Here is a 13,268-nt window from a genome sequence, read left to right as displayed (position 1 = left end):
GGCTCTAAGTGTCTGTCGGCTCGGCCAGCTTCTTTTCACCATAGAGGAAGCTGTCGATCAGCAGCAGGGCCACCCCGATGTTGATCGCCGAGTCGGCGACGTTGAAAACCCACGGGAAGTTCAGGCGCGAGACGTCGATGAAGTCGACGACATAGCCGTACAGCACCCGGTCGATCAGGTTGTTGCCGATCGCCGCGCCGATGATCATGCCGACCCCGATGGCCGGCAGCAGCTTGTTGGCCTTGCGAGCCCAGAACGACAGGCCGATCACCACGAGAATTGAAAAGCCGATCAGCAGCCAGCGGCCCCAGTCGTGGTCGCGCAGCAGGCCAAAGCTCATGCCGTAGTTATGGACCATGGTCAGGCGCAGCGGGCCCAGCAGCGGCAGGGACGCGCCCTGCTCGCGGCCCAGCAGTCCCAGGACCCAGAGCTTGGAGATCTGGTCCAGAACCAGGGTGGCGGCGGCGACGGCGTAGGCGGTCCAGCCGAGGCGGGTGATCGATTTCATTCCGTTACCTAAGCCACGTTCCTAAAGCTTGTCATCCCGGCCGCAGCGAAGCGGAAAGCCGGGACCCAGGGGCCAATGCAGTGCGGTGGCCCCTGGGTCCCGGACAGCCTCTGCGAGGCTTCCGGGATGACAAGGATGGTTAGGCCGTCGCGTGCGTCGCGTCCCAATACGCCACAGCTTCGGCGTCGCGAAGGCTAAGCTCCGGATAGCGGGGATCGGTTCCCACCTCGGGGAGGATGCGCCACGAGCGGGCGCACTTGTTCCCCTCGGCCAGCTTGGGATCCACCGACACGCCCTTGACCTCGTCGGTCGTGAACGCGCCGCCTTCACCGGCGACCAGGGTCGCGGCGCTCGTGCGGAACACCTCGGCGGCGTCCAGGCCGTCGAAGGCGGCCAGCAGGTCGGCGTCGGCGACGTGGACGACCGGCGCCGCCTCCAGCGCCGAGCCGATCCGCTTTTCGCGCCGTTCGACTTCCAGGGCGCCGGTCACCACCGACATCACGGTCTCGACCTTGGCCCAGCGGGCGGCCTCGGCGTCGTTCTGCCACTCGGCCGGCGTCGCCGGGATCACCCGCAGGCTGTTGGAGCCCGCCTCGGGGAAGCGCGTCTGCCACGCCTCTTCCATGGTGAAGCTGGTCAGCGGCGACAGCCAGATGGTCAGGCGCTCGAACACATAGTCTAGCACCGTGCGATAGGCCCGCCGACGCAGGGCGTTCGGCGCGTCGCAATAGAGGCTGTCCTTGCGGATGTCGAAGAACAGGGTCGACAGATCGCCCTGGCAGAACTCGATCAGCGGACGGGTCACGTCGGAGAAGCGATAGGCCTCGTAGGCGGCGCGCACCTGGCCATCCAGTTCCCACAGGCGGTGCAGGATGTACTTCTCCAGCGGCGGGAAGTCGGCGTAGTCGGTGACCCGCTCGGCCTCATCGAAGCCGGCCAGGGCGCCCAGCAGGTAGCGCGTGGTGTTGCGCAGCTTGCGATAGGCGTCGGTCGTCGTCGCCAGGATGGTCTTGCCGATCCGCTGGTCTTCCGAATAGTCGACCATCGCCGCCCACAGACGCAGGATCTCGGCGCCGCTTTCCTTGGTGATGGTCTGCGGCTCGACGGTGTTGCCCTTGGACTTGGACATCTTCTCGCCGTTCTCGTCCTGGGTGAACCCGTGGGTGAGAACCGCCTTGTAAGGCGCGCGGCCGCGGGTGCCGCAGCCTTCGAGAAGCGACGACTGGAACCAGCCGCGATGCTGGTCCGAGCCTTCCAGATACAGATCCGCCGGCCAGTGACTGTCGGCCCGGCCCTCGATCGTGAAGGCGTGGGTGCAGCCGCTGTCGAACCAGACATCCAGGATGTCGCCGACCTTCTCGTACTGGGCTGGGTCATGGGCGTCGCCCAGGAAGTCGGCGTCGGGACGCGAGAACCAGGCGTCGGCCCCGCCCTCGCGGATGGCCGCCAGGATGCGGGCGTTGACCGCCGCGTCCATCAGCGGCGCGCCGGTCTCCTTGTCGACGAACATGGCCAGCGGCGTGCCCCAGGCGCGCTGACGGCTGACCAGCCAGTCGGGGCGCGTCTCGACCATCGAGCCGATGCGGTTGCGGCCGGCGTCGGGGTGGAAGGCGGTGTCGGCGATCGCCTGGATCGCCGTCTCGCGCAGGGTTTGGCCGCTCTCGAGCGGTTGATCCATGCGGATGAACCACTGTGGGGTGTTGCGGAAGATGATCGGGGCCTTCGAGCGCCAGCTGTGCGGATAGCTGTGCTCGACGCGGCCGCGCGCCAAGAGGGCGCCAGCCTCGATCAGCTTGTCCATCACCGCGGCGTTGGCGGGGCCGAACTTGCCGGCCTTCTTGCCCTCGGTCTCGATGACCTTCAGGCCCGCGAACAGCGGGACGTGCGGGTAGTAGGCCCCGTCCGGGTCGACGGTGTCGGGGATGGAGTCCAGCGCGTAGCCGCTCTTCAGCCAAACCAGATAGTCGTCCGCGCCGTGGCCCGGGGCGGTGTGGACAAAGCCCGTGCCGGCGTCGTCGGTGACGTGCTCGCCGGCGAGGAGGGGGACGTCGAAGCCGAAGCCCTCATCGAACTGGGCCAGCGGGTGGGCGCAGACCAGACCGGCAGGATCGACGGGCTCGACCCGGCGCCAGGTCGCGACCTTGGCGGCCTTGCGGACGTCCTCGGCCAGCTTGTCGGCGACGATCAGGCGGTCGCCGGCCTTCGACCACGGGGCGAACTCGAGGTTCTCCTCCATGGTTTCCACCTCATAGAGGCCGTACTCGACCTTGGGGTTGAAGCTGATGGCGCGGTTGGCGGGGATGGTCCACGGCGTGGTGGTCCAGATCACGACGCTGGCGTCGTTGGGGGCCAGACGGAAGATGTTATCGCCGGCCGGATTGCCCGACAGCGCGTAGTGCTCCTCGTCATAGACCTTGACCGGGAACTTCACCCAGATCGTGGGGCTGACGTGGTCGTGATACTCGATCTCGGCGTCGGCCAGGGCCGTGCGCTCGACCGGGCTCCACATCACCGGCTTGGAGCCGCGATAGAGCTGGCCGCTGGCGGCGAACTTGTGGAACTCGGCGACGATCGTGGCTTCCGAGGTGAAGTCCATGGTGGCGTAGCGGTTCCACCAGTCGCCCAGGACGCCCAGGCGCTGGAACTCGGTCTTCTGGGCCTCGACCCAGCCGCCGGCGTATTCGCGGCAGCGGGTGCGGAACTCCTCGGCCGGGACCTCGTCCTTGCGGCGGCCCTTGGCGCGGAACTCTTCCTCGATCTTCCACTCGATCGGCAGGCCGTGGCAGTCCCAGCCGGGCACGTAGTCGACATCGTAGCCCAGGGCGAAGCGCGAGCGGACCACGAAGTCCTTCAGCGTCTTGTTCAGGGCGTGGCCGATGTGGATCGCGCCATTGGCGTAGGGCGGGCCGTCATGCAGCACGAACAGCGGAGCGCCGTCGGCCTGGCGTTTGGCGCGCACGGCGCCGTAGAGGCCCTTGTCGGAGAGGGCGGCCCAGCCCTCCAGGATCTCGGGCTCCTTCTTGGGCAGGCCCCCGCGCATCGGGAACGGGGTGTCGGGAAGGAAGACGGTTTCGCGATAGTCGCGGGCGGTCGTGGCGTCGTCGGCCATGGAATAGGTGTCCGGCTTGAAAGGGGTCGGAAGAGGGCGGGAAAACCCGGCGCGCGCTGGAGGATCGTCCGGCGGCGTCACGCCGGGCGGATAATTCGCGAAATCTTCCGAACGAAATTCATGGCCAGCGGGATAGCAGAGGGCGGGCCGGGGCGCAAAGGCTTCGGCTAAGCCCCCGGCTTCCGCAGCTTCGGCGTGACGGTCACGGTCATCAGGCGGGCGTTGCGGATGATCAGAAACGCGGTGGCGCGGCCAATGCTGTGGTGGTCCAGCGCGCGCAGCAGGTCGTCGAGGCCGGTCAGGATCTGGTTTCCCGCCGCGACCAGCAGGTCGCCCTCCTTGATCCCCGCCTTGGCCGCTGGGCCGCCGAGATCGACATGGGCGACATAGACCGCATAGGGCTGCTGGACGCCCGTCGCCCGCGCCAGGGTCGGCGGGATCGGGGCCTGCTGGGCGATCAGGCCGATCGAGCCGCGTCGCACGTGGCCGTGCGCCAGCAGTTCGCCGATCACGAAGCGGGCGGTGTTGGCCGCCACCGCGAAGCACAGGCCCTGGTAGCCGGCGATGATGGCGGTGGCGATGCCGATCACCTCGCCAGTCGAATTGACCAGCGGGCCGCCGCTGTTGCCGGGATTGAGCGCCGCGTCGGTCTGGATCAGGTCCTCGATCAGCCGGCCGCGCTCGCCGCGCAAGGACCGGCCCATGGCCGAGACGACGCCGGTGGTCACCGTGGCCTCGAAGCCCAGCGGCGCGCCGATGGCGATGACCAACTGGCCGCGCCGCAGCTTCTTGGAGTCGCCCAGCCGGGCCACCGGGATGTCGGCGGCCTGGTCGATCTTGATGATGGCCAGGTCGGTGTCGGGATCGTCGCCGACGCAGCGGGCGGTGAAGTTGCGGCCCTCGGCCGTGATGACCACGAAGCGGCTGGCGCCCTGGATCACGTGGCTGTTGGTCAGGATCAGCCCGCCCCCAAGCTCCTTGTCGGCGCCGATGGCGAAGCCCGAGCCGACGCCGGACATCCGGGGGTCTTCCAGCATCGGATGGATGCGCACGACGCTGGGCCCGACTCGTTCGACGGCGCGGACCACGGCGTTGGAATAGGCGTCCAGCAAGTCACCGTCGGGCAGGGCGCAATAACCGCCCTCGATCTCGATGGCTTTGCCCGTGTCGAACACGAACTGCGCGCCCTCGGGATAGGCCAGGATCTCGTGGGCCCGCGCCTTCGCCGGCTGCCTGGCGCGCGCGAAATCCCGGTACTTGCGCCCCTTGAGCATGCGGTCCCCACCCAGCCGTTAAACAAGGTTAACGGGACGGGGGAAGAGGGGAAAGGGTTTCGTGCGCCGCGCGATCCCCCTCCACCGGCGTCCGCCGGTCCCCCTCCCCCAAAGGGGGAGGAGAGATTCTCCGCCACCCACTTTGGGGGCGGACAGACCACGCGGAGCGTGGTCAGGTGGGGGTTAGTGCTGAGTCAGAACCCCGGCGCCACGATCGCCCGCGCCGCCTGCTCGTCGCGGCGGATCTGTTCGATCATCAGCTCCAGGCTGTCGAACTTCAGTTCCGGTCGCAGGAAGGCGATCAGGTCGGTCTCGATGATCTGGCCGTACAGATCCTCGTCGAAGTCGAACAGCCAGGTCTCCAGCCGCGTCTCGACCATGCCGGTGGTGGGATTGTTGCCGAGATTGGCCACGCCGGGCACCTCGCGACCGTCGGGCAGACGGGTGCGGGTGGCGTAGACGCCCAGCTTGGGGACGACATAGTCTTCGACCTCGACATTGGCGGTGGGGAAGCCCAGTTGGCGGCCCAGTTGCTGGCCCCGGCGCACCACGCCCTCGATGGCGAAGGGGCGGCCCAGGATGCGGGCGGCCTGGGCCGGCTCGCCGTTGCGCAGCGCGTCGCGGACGCCCGTCGAGGAGAACTTGTCGCCGTCGCGGCTGGCCACGGGTTCGGCGATCGAAACGGTGAAGCCGTATTCGTCGCCATAGGTCTTCAGCAGGTCGGCGCTGCCGCTGCGGCCGCGGCCGAACGAGATGTCGAAGCCGGCGGCGACGTGCTTGACGCCCAGGCCCTCGACCAGCACCTTTTCGACGAATTCGCGGTCGCCGAAGCTGGCCATCTCGAAGTCGAACGGCAGCAGATAGAGCAGGTCGACGCCGAGGCCGCCCAACGCCCGGGCCTGCTGGCCGTGGGTCATTAGCTTGAAGGCCGGCTCGGTGGGCCGGAACAGGCGGCGCGGGTGCGGGTCGAAGGTGATCACCCCCAGCGGCGTGTGGTCGGCCAGCGCCGCTTTCGCGGCCTGGGCGATCACCTGCTGGTGGCCGCGATGCACGCCGTCGAAATTGCCCAGCGCCACGGCGGCGCCGCGCTCGTCGGCGGGGAGGTTCTTCCAGGCGTTGACAGTCTTGAGCGGCATCAGGCGGCCTTGCGCGGAACCATGACCACGGCCTCGCCGTCGACGACCGCCTTGCCGCCCACCTTGCAGACGGTGGCGAGGGTGACCTGGGCCTTGGCTTCGTTGATCTCGGAGATGGTGACCACGGCGGTGACCTCGTCGCCGATCCTGACCGGGCGTTTGAACTTCAGCGTCTGCGACAGGTAGATCGCGCCGGGCCCGGGCAGGGTGGTGCCCAGCACCGCCGAGATGTAGCCGGCCGACAGCATGCCGTGAGCGATGCGCCCGCCAAAGCTGGTCTTGGCCGCGTAGTCGGCGTCCAGGTGCACCGGATTGGTGTCGCCGGTCACCTGAGCGAAGGCGACGATGTCGGCCTCGCGCACCGTGCGGACCAGCTGCGCCGACTGACCGACGCTCAGCTCTTCGAGAAACTTGCCCTGCATGATGATCCCCTTGTTCTTGTTGCTTACCAGACCAGATCGCCGATGGCGTGGGTCGCGCCCACGGCCTCGGCGTCGAGCAGGGCCTGAACGGCCTCCGGGATCAGCAGGCCATCGGGCCCGACGGCCGCCTCGCCATGGATGCCCTTGGCGATGAACAGGCAGGCCAGCTTCTGGTCGCGGGCGCCCTTCACGTCGGTGATGACGCCGTCGCCGATGCACAGCACGCGGTCGCGATCGACGGGACGACCCAGCAGTTGCGCCGCCTCGGCCACGGCCAGGTCGTAGATCGCCGCATAGGGCTTGCCGGCCATGACCACCTTGCCGCCCAGGGTCTCATAGAGATCGGCCAGGGCCCCGGCGCAGAAGATCAGGCGCTCGCCGCGCTGCACGACGCGATCGGGATTGGCGCAGATGAACAGCAGGCCCCGGTCGGCGGCGACCTTCAGGCGATCGCGATAGTCCTCGGGGACTTCCTTTTCGTCCTCGTAGAGGCCCGAGCACAGGATGAAGTCGGCGTCCTCGGGGCCCGCCAGGGTCAGGTCGAAGCCCGCCCACAGCGGCCCGTCGCGCTCGGGGCCGATCTTCCAGACCTTGGTTCCCGTGTGCGGCGTCAGCAGCGCCCGGGTCGCGTCGCCCGAGGTGACGAAGCCCTGCCAGGCCGAGCGCGGTACGCCCAGGCCGTCAAGCTGCGCCACCACGTCGTACGAGGGCCGCGGCGAGTTGGAGATCAGCACCACCGGACCCTTGGTCTCACCCCATTGGGTCAGCGCCACACAGGCCTCGGGGAAGCTCTCCACCCCGTTGTGGATCACGCCCCAGACGTCGCACAGCACCACGTCGTAGCGGTCGGAAAGGTCGGAAAGGCCGGCGGGAAAGTCCATCATGGATTGGGCGGTAAAGCTCGCGGGAGTGGGCGTCAACCAGGAGCCATCTAGGCGCTCGCCCCCTCGGTCGCCAGGGCAAGGCTCATCTGTTCGGCCAGCCAGTCGTTCATGCGGGCGTCGATCACCAGGTGAACCCGGTCGATGTCGCCGCGATTGGCCACCGTATGAGGGTCGGACAGGCGCAGGTACCAGGCCTCGCCCGGAGCCAGTGGCACAGGGACGCCATTGACCTTGAACTCGACGTCCGGGTTGCTGGCGATCGGGACGTGGATACGCGCCTTGCCGTCCTCGGCGCACAGATCGAGGTCGGTATGCTCCTTGATCACCGAGCCGGGCGCCAGCTTCATCAGCCGCACGCTGGTCAGCGGGCATTCGAAAGCGGCCAGGACCGACTGGAAATAGGGGCAGGCCTCCAGGAACGGCGTGGGGACGTAGTCGGTGCGGACCGGGTCGGAATAGATCATCCGGATCGGATGGGTCTCGCCGGCCATGCAGCGCAGGGCGATGGCGCTCCAGTCGCCGTCATAGTTCTGGCGGACGAAATGCGAGACCCAGGTCGTGTCGGCTTCGACCCGCGCGAGATCCGCGCGCAGCCGGTCCGGATCGAAGGCCAAGGGCAAACGCACGCGGTCTGGAAAGCGCATGGTTTCAGCTTATGCTGGTGCTCCGCGTCGCCACAAGCGACGATCTGCCGGAGCCCGAATGACCCTCGCGCCGAGCCTGGCGGCCTTCGGGCGGCTGCTGTCCGATGCGGATCTTCGCGCGCGTCTCGCCGAGGAGCAGGACATCGGGGCGGCCGCGTTGGCGTTGGGTCTGGAGCAGCCCGGCTGGCAGGCTCAGCCGATCCGGCTCGACCAGGCGCCGCCGCCCGGCTGGCTGCCGGCCGCGATCGACGACGACCGGGTGTCTTGGCGGTGGTTCGGGCGCCGGGGGCTGCACGACGGCTTCTACGCGCACGAACTGCTGACGGCGGGTTTTCTGGCGATCAACCGGTTGTTCGCCGTCGAGACGCCGCTCTCGGCTTTGCCGTCGGGTTCGCGCGCGCCGGACGGTCTCGTCTTTCACATGTCCCGCTGCGGCTCGACCTTGATCGCGCGGATGCTGGCGGCCGATCGCGACGCCACCGTGATCTCGGAGGCCCAGCCGATCGACGCGGCGGCGCGGCGCGGCGATCCGGCCCTGCTGCGCGCCGTGGTCGCCGCCTTCGCCCGGCCGCGCGGGATCGGCGAGGCGCGGCTGTTCCTGAAGTTGGACTGCTGGAACAGCCGGGCGCTCCCGCTGTTTCGGGCGGCCTTTCCCGACACGCCCTGGATCTTCTCGTATCGCGAGCCCGTCGAGGTGATGGTCTCCCACGCCCGCCGCGCCGGAAGCCAGATGGTCCCCTCGCTGGTTCCGTCCTCGATCCTCGGGTTGGCGTGGGGGAACCCGCGGGATCCGCTCTATCATGCGGCCGTTCTGGCCAGCGTCTGCGAGGGCGCGCTGGACGGCTGGGCGGTCGGCGGCGGGATGCTGGTCGACTATCGCGACCTGCCGGAGGCGGTGTTCACGCGGGTGCTGCCGCATTTCGGACTGACGCCGGCTTGCGACGTCGAGGCGGCGACGCGGGCGGTCGCGGGCGTGAACGCCAAGGCTCCGGGCGAGGCCTTCAAGCCCGACAGCGAGGCCAAGCGCCGCGAGATCAGCCCCGCGATCCTGGCGGCGTGCGAGGGGCGCCTGGCGATCGCTCACGCGCGGTTGCGCCAGCTTTCGGAAATCGTCGTTCCGTGACTATGATCCCGGGATAAACGGGAGGGGCCGATGACGATACTGATCCTGGGGCTGATGCTGTTTCTGGGCGTCCATTCGGTGCGGATCCTGGCCGCGCCGTTCCGCAACGCCCAGGTCGCCGCCAATCCGGGGCGTTGGAAAGGGCTCTATTCGGTTATCTCGGCCGTCGGGCTGGGGCTGATCATCTGGGGCTGGATCCAGTTCCGGCCGATGGCGCCGCAGCTCTACGACCCGCCGCCCTGGGGCCTTCACGCCGCGATGGGCCTGGTCTGGATCGCTTTCGTGCTGCTGGCCGGCTCGAACGGGCCGGTCGGACGGATCAAGGCGACCGTGCGCCACCCGATGCTGCTGGGGACCATCCTGTGGTCGGCCGGCCACCTGCTGGCCAATGGCGACCAGGCCTCGGCGCTGCTGTTCGGGGCGTTTCTGGTCTGGGCGATCGTGGACCTGATCTCGGCCCTGGGGCGCGGAGAGCCGGCGCCGGTGGTGACCAAGCCGATCGCGGACGTGATCGCGGTCGTGGCGGGCACGGCGCTGTATGCGGTGTTCGTGGTCTTCCTGCACCGGCTGCTGTTCGGGGTCTCGCCGCTAGGCTAGGTCGCGTCGTGGAAGATGACGCCCAGGGTCCGCCGTCGGCCTGAGCGGATCTCGCTCACCCCATGCCGCAGCACGCGACGGTGGACGCCGCGCACGCCTTCGGCCGGCCGTTCGCGCACCGCGAAGATCACGGCCTCGCCTTGTCTCAGCGGCACGACCTGCGGCGCGCTCTGTTGGCGGGGCCGCTGCTCGACGATCACGAACTCGCCGCCGTCGAAGTCCCGGCCCGGCTCGTCCAGCAGGAACGCCGCCTGCAGCGGGAAGACGTGCTCGCCGTAGAGATCCTGGTGCAGGCAGTTGTAGTCGCCGGGGCCGTAGGTCAGCAGCAGGGGCGTGGGCCGCGCCTGGCCGGCCTCGCGGCAGCGCGCCAGCATGTCGTCCAGCGCTTCAGGGAAGCGGCGGTCTTCGTCCAGACGCTCGGCCCAGCGGTTAGCGATCGTCGACAACGGACCGTAGAGACCCTGCCGGAGCCGCTGCACGACGTCCGGCAGGGGATAGCTGAAGTATTTGTACTCGCCGCGTCCGAAGCCGTGGCGGGCCATGACCACCCGACTGCGGAAGCCCGCGTCCTGGAGATAGAGGTCGGCGATCCCCTGGCAGGTCTCGGGCTTCAGGATCGGACCGGTCAGGGCCCAGCCGCGCGCGTCGAGCTCGGCGCCGATGCGAATCCAGTCGAGTGTCACGCGGCCACGCGCGCCCCTTCACGCGCCAGGAGGGCCTGCTTGCGCTCGACGCCCCAGCGGTAGCCTGACAGGCCGCCGTCGGCGCGGACCACGCGGTGGCAGGGCGTGATCACCGCCAGCGGATTGGCCCCGCAGGCCTGGGCCACGGCGCGCGCGGCGCTGGGCCGGCCGATGGCGCGGGCGATCTCGGCATAGGAGGCGGTCCGGCCGGCCGGGATTTCGCGCAGGGCGGCCCAGACGGCCTTCTGCAGTTCGGTGCCCTGGGCGTCGATCGGCAGGTCCAGCGCGCGGTCGGGATGATCAACGATCCCGGCCACGGCCCCCAGGTCGGCGTTCAGGCCCTCATCGTCCGGCACGATCCGGGCGTGCTTGAAGCGTTTTTCCAGGTCGGCTCGCAGCGCCTCGACGTCGTCGCCCAGGGTGACCAGGCGCAGGCCGGCGTCCGATCGGGCCACGAGCGCCAGGCCCAGGCTGGTCTCGCCGACGGCCCAGCGCAGGGTCTCGCGATTGATGTCGGGCTTGCAGCGCAGGCAGGCGCGCAGGCCAGCGGCGCGGGCGTCTTCCCGGGTGGCGTAGAAGGCGACGTTCTTGCGCAGCGGACGGCCGCCGCAGCTGGCGACGCAATAGACGCCGGTGGTGCGCACGCCGATATAGAAGGCGCCCTCGGCGGCGCGGTCCTTGGCGCGCATGGCGTTCCAGCGCGCGTCATCATTGGGATAGGTCGAAGCGATCATGGGGATCTCCTTTCGTGAGGAGACCATGCGCCAGGCCACGCCGGCGATCATTCCGAAGCTTGCGGCCCAGCGCCCAAAGCTGTCAGCAGTCTAGTGTCCCGATTCCGAAGTTCGCAAGCGTTTGTGGCAAGCTCCGACGAACTTCGGAATCGATAAGGACACTAGTAAGTTTATGTTTCTAGTGTGCTTTTTTGGATTTGAAGTTCGCTCAGAGCCTGATCCAAGTACGGGCGAACTTCAAATCCAGCACACTAGGGGCCTACCAGCCGACGGCGCGACGGCGCAGGGCGCCGCGGATGAAGTCCTGCGGCGGCTCGGCCTCGGCCAGCACCGCGTCGCGGATGGCGCGCGGTTCGCCGAACAGGTGGCCCTGGCCGTAGCCGATATCGAGATCCAGGATGTCGACGATCTGCTTCTCGGCCTCGACCTTCTCGACGATGACCTCGATGCCATAGCGGCGGGTCAGGGCGGCGAAGTCGGCGGCGTTCAAGTCGGGCAGCGAGGCGATGACCAGCTTGCCGTCCTGCTCTTCCAGCTGGTCCAGCATCATCTGGGCGCCGACCTTCAGGTAACGGACGTCGGCGCGGGCCAGATCCTGGAAGTCCAGGTCCAGGTCGCTGACCTTGTCGAGGCTGAAGCTGAAGCCCAGGCTGGCCAGACGGGCCATGTGACGGGCCTCGACCGGACCCCGGCGATCGAACGCCGCCTGGCCCAGCTCGAAGATCACCGCGCCGGCCAGGTCCTTATTGGCCTGCATGAATTCGAGGAACTGCGGGAAGAAGCTCTCGTCGCCCAGGCTGGCCAGCGAGATGTTGCAGAAGATGCCGACCTTGCGGTCCTGCTTGGCCAGGCGACGGACGATCTGCACGCAGCGGAACAGCAGCAGGTTGTCGATGGCCGTCATCAGGCCCTCGGGCTCGGCCACGGCCAGGTACTCGGCCGGCATCATCACGCGGCCGGTCTCGTCGCGCAGGCGCGAGAAGCTTTCGTAGAAGACGGTGCGGCGCTGGGGCAGGCTGACGATCGGCTGCAGGTAGAGGTCGACGCGGTTCTCGGCCAAGGCGTCCTGCACGACCTGAAGCATGTGGCTGGCCTGCGGCGCGCGCTCGCGGCCCAGATTGTGGCTACGGGCCGAGGCGGCGGCGACCTGGTGGCTGAGCTGGTGCTCCAGCCGGTCGTTCATCTGTCCGATCAGGTCTTCCAGCTGATGGACCTCGGTCGACAGCTCTTCCGTACGGCGCTGGGCGTCGGCGGCGACCGATTCCACGAGGTCCGACACGCGGGCGTCGACCTTCTCGATCTGGTCCAGCAGGATGGCGTGAGCCTCGCGCACGGTGTCGATGTCGCCGCGCAGGGCGGCGGCCAGGAACGTCTGACCCAGCAGGCCGTGGAAGGCGAAACACAGGCCCAGCGCGCCGATGAAGGCCGAGACGCCGACAGCCGGGGTCGCGCCCATCCTCCAGAGGAAGAGGGAGACGATCAAAGCCAGACAAAGATAAGCCCCCGTCAGGAGCCCCAGCATCAGCCTACGCATCACTCGCCCACACGAATCGTAAGACGTAATCAGACCGGCCCACGGTCGAAGAGTCGAATCTATTAACGCCCCTGCGCCATTCGGTCCCAAAGCCCGCTAGCCTGCCCGGATCGGATGTTCCATCCGAGCCGGATAAGCAGGCGAGTTCTTCTCGGTCACGGATCTTCCGACCGCCGAACCGCGAACACTTCGGCGGAAGACCCTTAAGGACGATCATAACCCAAGACGCGCGGATCGCTGAATCGACATTGGTCTCTCCGACTGATAATCGTTCGCAATCTAATCGGAGCCATTATGTCCGAAGCGTTCGCGTTGTCCCCTCAATTCAACCCAGCCGATACTCTCGACGTGCGTCCCCTGGCCAAGGCCGGGCGGGGCGATCGCGGGGTGATCGTCAAGGTCACCGGCGCGTCCGGCGCGGCCGAGTCCGTGGCGGCGGAGGAGCTTGAGCGACGCCTGCTGGAGATGGGCTTCGTCGAGGGCGCGGCCATTGAGGTGCTGCACGAGGGCCTGTTCGGCCGCGACCCGATCGCCGTGCGCGTCGACGACACTCGGGTGGCCCTGCGCCGCCGCGAAGCCGGCGCCGTCACCGTGAAATTCGACGGACTCTAGACCTTGGC

Annotated in this window: 14 protein-coding genes; 4 read left to right on the top strand and 10 right to left on the bottom strand. The window is 68.3% G+C overall.

From position 1 onward, the window contains the following. Positions 1–4: 4 nt before the first annotated feature. Positions 5–508 (bottom strand): signal peptidase II, encoded by a 504-nt coding sequence (gene lspA, locus AC1RNC_RS11805; protein WP_492886398.1) that lies wholly within the window; start codon positions 506–508, stop codon positions 5–7. On the opposite strand from lspA, the gene AC1RNC_RS11800 reads away from it, so the two are divergent. Next, positions 502–651, top strand: coding sequence for a hypothetical protein (locus AC1RNC_RS11800; RefSeq protein WP_492886583.1), 150 nt, complete (start codon positions 502–504; stop codon positions 649–651). The genes lspA and AC1RNC_RS11800 overlap by 7 nt on opposite strands. Here the strand turns inward: AC1RNC_RS11800 and ileS are convergent. The 6 genes from ileS to AC1RNC_RS11770 all read right to left on the bottom strand — a co-directional run bounded on the left by ileS (position 648) and on the right by AC1RNC_RS11770 (position 7,977). After that, the gene (gene ileS / locus AC1RNC_RS11795; RefSeq protein ID WP_492886396.1) at positions 648–3,617 is read right to left on the bottom strand and encodes an isoleucine--tRNA ligase; all 2,970 of its coding nucleotides are present in this window, start codon (positions 3,615–3,617) and stop codon (positions 648–650) included. The genes AC1RNC_RS11800 and ileS overlap by 4 nt on opposite strands. Before the next feature lie 167 nt (positions 3,618–3,784). Beyond that, entirely contained in the window at positions 3,785–4,891 is a 1,107-nt protein-coding gene (locus tag AC1RNC_RS11790; protein ID WP_492886395.1) for a S1C family serine protease, read from the bottom strand. 194 nt (positions 4,892–5,085) lie between these two features. Continuing rightward, positions 5,086–6,027 carry a bifunctional riboflavin kinase/FAD synthetase gene (locus AC1RNC_RS11785; protein WP_492886393.1) on the bottom strand — a complete coding sequence of 314 codons (942 nt, stop codon included), beginning with the start codon at positions 6,025–6,027 and terminating at the stop codon, positions 5,086–5,088. Further along, positions 6,027–6,452, bottom strand: a complete 426-nt coding sequence (locus AC1RNC_RS11780; protein WP_492886581.1) for a MaoC family dehydratase — start codon at positions 6,450–6,452, stop codon at positions 6,027–6,029. Before AC1RNC_RS11780 ends, AC1RNC_RS11785 begins: the two co-directional genes overlap by 1 nt. A 20-nt stretch (positions 6,453–6,472) precedes the next feature. Beyond that, the gene (locus AC1RNC_RS11775) at positions 6,473–7,333 is read right to left on the bottom strand and encodes a TIGR01459 family HAD-type hydrolase (RefSeq protein WP_492886579.1); all 861 of its coding nucleotides are present in this window, start codon (positions 7,331–7,333) and stop codon (positions 6,473–6,475) included. Positions 7,334–7,380: 47 nt separating this feature from the next. Then, the gene (locus AC1RNC_RS11770) at positions 7,381–7,977 is read right to left on the bottom strand and encodes an aspartyl/asparaginyl beta-hydroxylase domain-containing protein (RefSeq protein WP_492886391.1); all 597 of its coding nucleotides are present in this window, start codon (positions 7,975–7,977) and stop codon (positions 7,381–7,383) included. Positions 7,978–8,035: 58 nt separating this feature from the next. On the opposite strand from AC1RNC_RS11770, the gene AC1RNC_RS11765 reads away from it, so the two are divergent. Both AC1RNC_RS11765 and AC1RNC_RS11760 read left to right on the top strand, forming a co-directional pair. Next, a complete protein-coding gene (locus tag AC1RNC_RS11765) occupies positions 8,036–9,100 on the top strand; it encodes an aspartyl beta-hydroxylase (protein WP_492886389.1) in 1,065 nt (354 codons plus the stop codon). Positions 9,101–9,130: 30 nt separating this feature from the next. Further along, positions 9,131–9,697: an NnrU family protein gene (locus AC1RNC_RS11760; protein ID WP_492886388.1), complete on the top strand. Its 567-nt coding sequence runs from the start codon at positions 9,131–9,133 to the stop codon at positions 9,695–9,697. Here the strand turns inward: AC1RNC_RS11760 and AC1RNC_RS11755 are convergent. The 3 genes from AC1RNC_RS11755 to tipF form a co-directional block, all read right to left on the bottom strand. Next, the gene (locus AC1RNC_RS11755; protein WP_492886386.1) at positions 9,694–10,380 is read right to left on the bottom strand and encodes a 2OG-Fe(II) oxygenase; all 687 of its coding nucleotides are present in this window, start codon (positions 10,378–10,380) and stop codon (positions 9,694–9,696) included. The two genes, AC1RNC_RS11760 and AC1RNC_RS11755, sit on opposite strands and share 4 nt — an antisense overlap. Beyond that, a complete protein-coding gene (locus AC1RNC_RS11750) occupies positions 10,377–11,114 on the bottom strand; it encodes a methylated-DNA--[protein]-cysteine S-methyltransferase (protein ID WP_492886384.1) in 738 nt (245 codons plus the stop codon). The genes AC1RNC_RS11755 and AC1RNC_RS11750 overlap by 4 nt, the downstream gene beginning before the upstream one ends. A gap of 259 nt (positions 11,115–11,373) precedes the next feature. Beyond that, positions 11,374–12,648 (bottom strand): flagella assembly cyclic-di-GMP phosphodiesterase TipF, encoded by a 1,275-nt coding sequence (gene tipF / locus AC1RNC_RS11745; RefSeq protein ID WP_492886382.1) that lies wholly within the window; start codon positions 12,646–12,648, stop codon positions 11,374–11,376. A 294-nt stretch (positions 12,649–12,942) separates the two neighbouring features. Here tipF and AC1RNC_RS11740 point away from each other — a divergent pair, with 294 nt between their 5' ends. Continuing rightward, positions 12,943–13,260: a FeoA family protein gene (locus AC1RNC_RS11740; protein ID WP_492886380.1), complete on the top strand. Its 318-nt coding sequence runs from the start codon at positions 12,943–12,945 to the stop codon at positions 13,258–13,260. Positions 13,261–13,268 lie beyond the last annotated feature (8 nt).

The sequence above is a fragment of the Caulobacter sp. GW822-FHT01G02 genome, assembly GCF_058802865.1.
The sequence above is the reverse complement of the archived record's forward strand: the minus strand, read 5'-3'. Positions and strand labels throughout refer to the sequence as shown.

What these genes read in the sequence shown, in the direction of transcription:
- lspA (WP_492886398.1), bottom strand. Translation starts at nt 508, where the DNA reads ATGAAATCGATCACCCGCCTCGGCTGGACCGCCTACGCCGTCGCCGCC.
- ileS (WP_492886396.1), bottom strand. Translation starts at nt 3,617, where the DNA reads ATGGCCGACGACGCCACGACCGCCCGCGACTATCGCGAAACCGTCTTC.
- AC1RNC_RS11790 (WP_492886395.1), bottom strand. Translation starts at nt 4,891, where the DNA reads ATGCTCAAGGGGCGCAAGTACCGGGATTTCGCGCGCGCCAGGCAGCCG.
- AC1RNC_RS11785 (WP_492886393.1), bottom strand. Translation starts at nt 6,027, where the DNA reads ATGCCGCTCAAGACTGTCAACGCCTGGAAGAACCTCCCCGCCGACGAG.
- AC1RNC_RS11775 (WP_492886579.1), bottom strand. Translation starts at nt 7,333, where the DNA reads ATGATGGACTTTCCCGCCGGCCTTTCCGACCTTTCCGACCGCTACGAC.
- AC1RNC_RS11770 (WP_492886391.1), bottom strand. Translation starts at nt 7,977, where the DNA reads ATGCGCTTTCCAGACCGCGTGCGTTTGCCCTTGGCCTTCGATCCGGAC.
- AC1RNC_RS11765 (WP_492886389.1), top strand. Translation starts at nt 8,036, where the DNA reads ATGACCCTCGCGCCGAGCCTGGCGGCCTTCGGGCGGCTGCTGTCCGAT.
- AC1RNC_RS11760 (WP_492886388.1), top strand. Translation starts at nt 9,131, where the DNA reads ATGACGATACTGATCCTGGGGCTGATGCTGTTTCTGGGCGTCCATTCG.
- AC1RNC_RS11750 (WP_492886384.1), bottom strand. Translation starts at nt 11,114, where the DNA reads ATGATCGCTTCGACCTATCCCAATGATGACGCGCGCTGGAACGCCATG.
- tipF (WP_492886382.1), bottom strand. Translation starts at nt 12,648, where the DNA reads ATGCGTAGGCTGATGCTGGGGCTCCTGACGGGGGCTTATCTTTGTCTG.
- AC1RNC_RS11740 (WP_492886380.1), top strand. Translation starts at nt 12,943, where the DNA reads ATGTCCGAAGCGTTCGCGTTGTCCCCTCAATTCAACCCAGCCGATACT.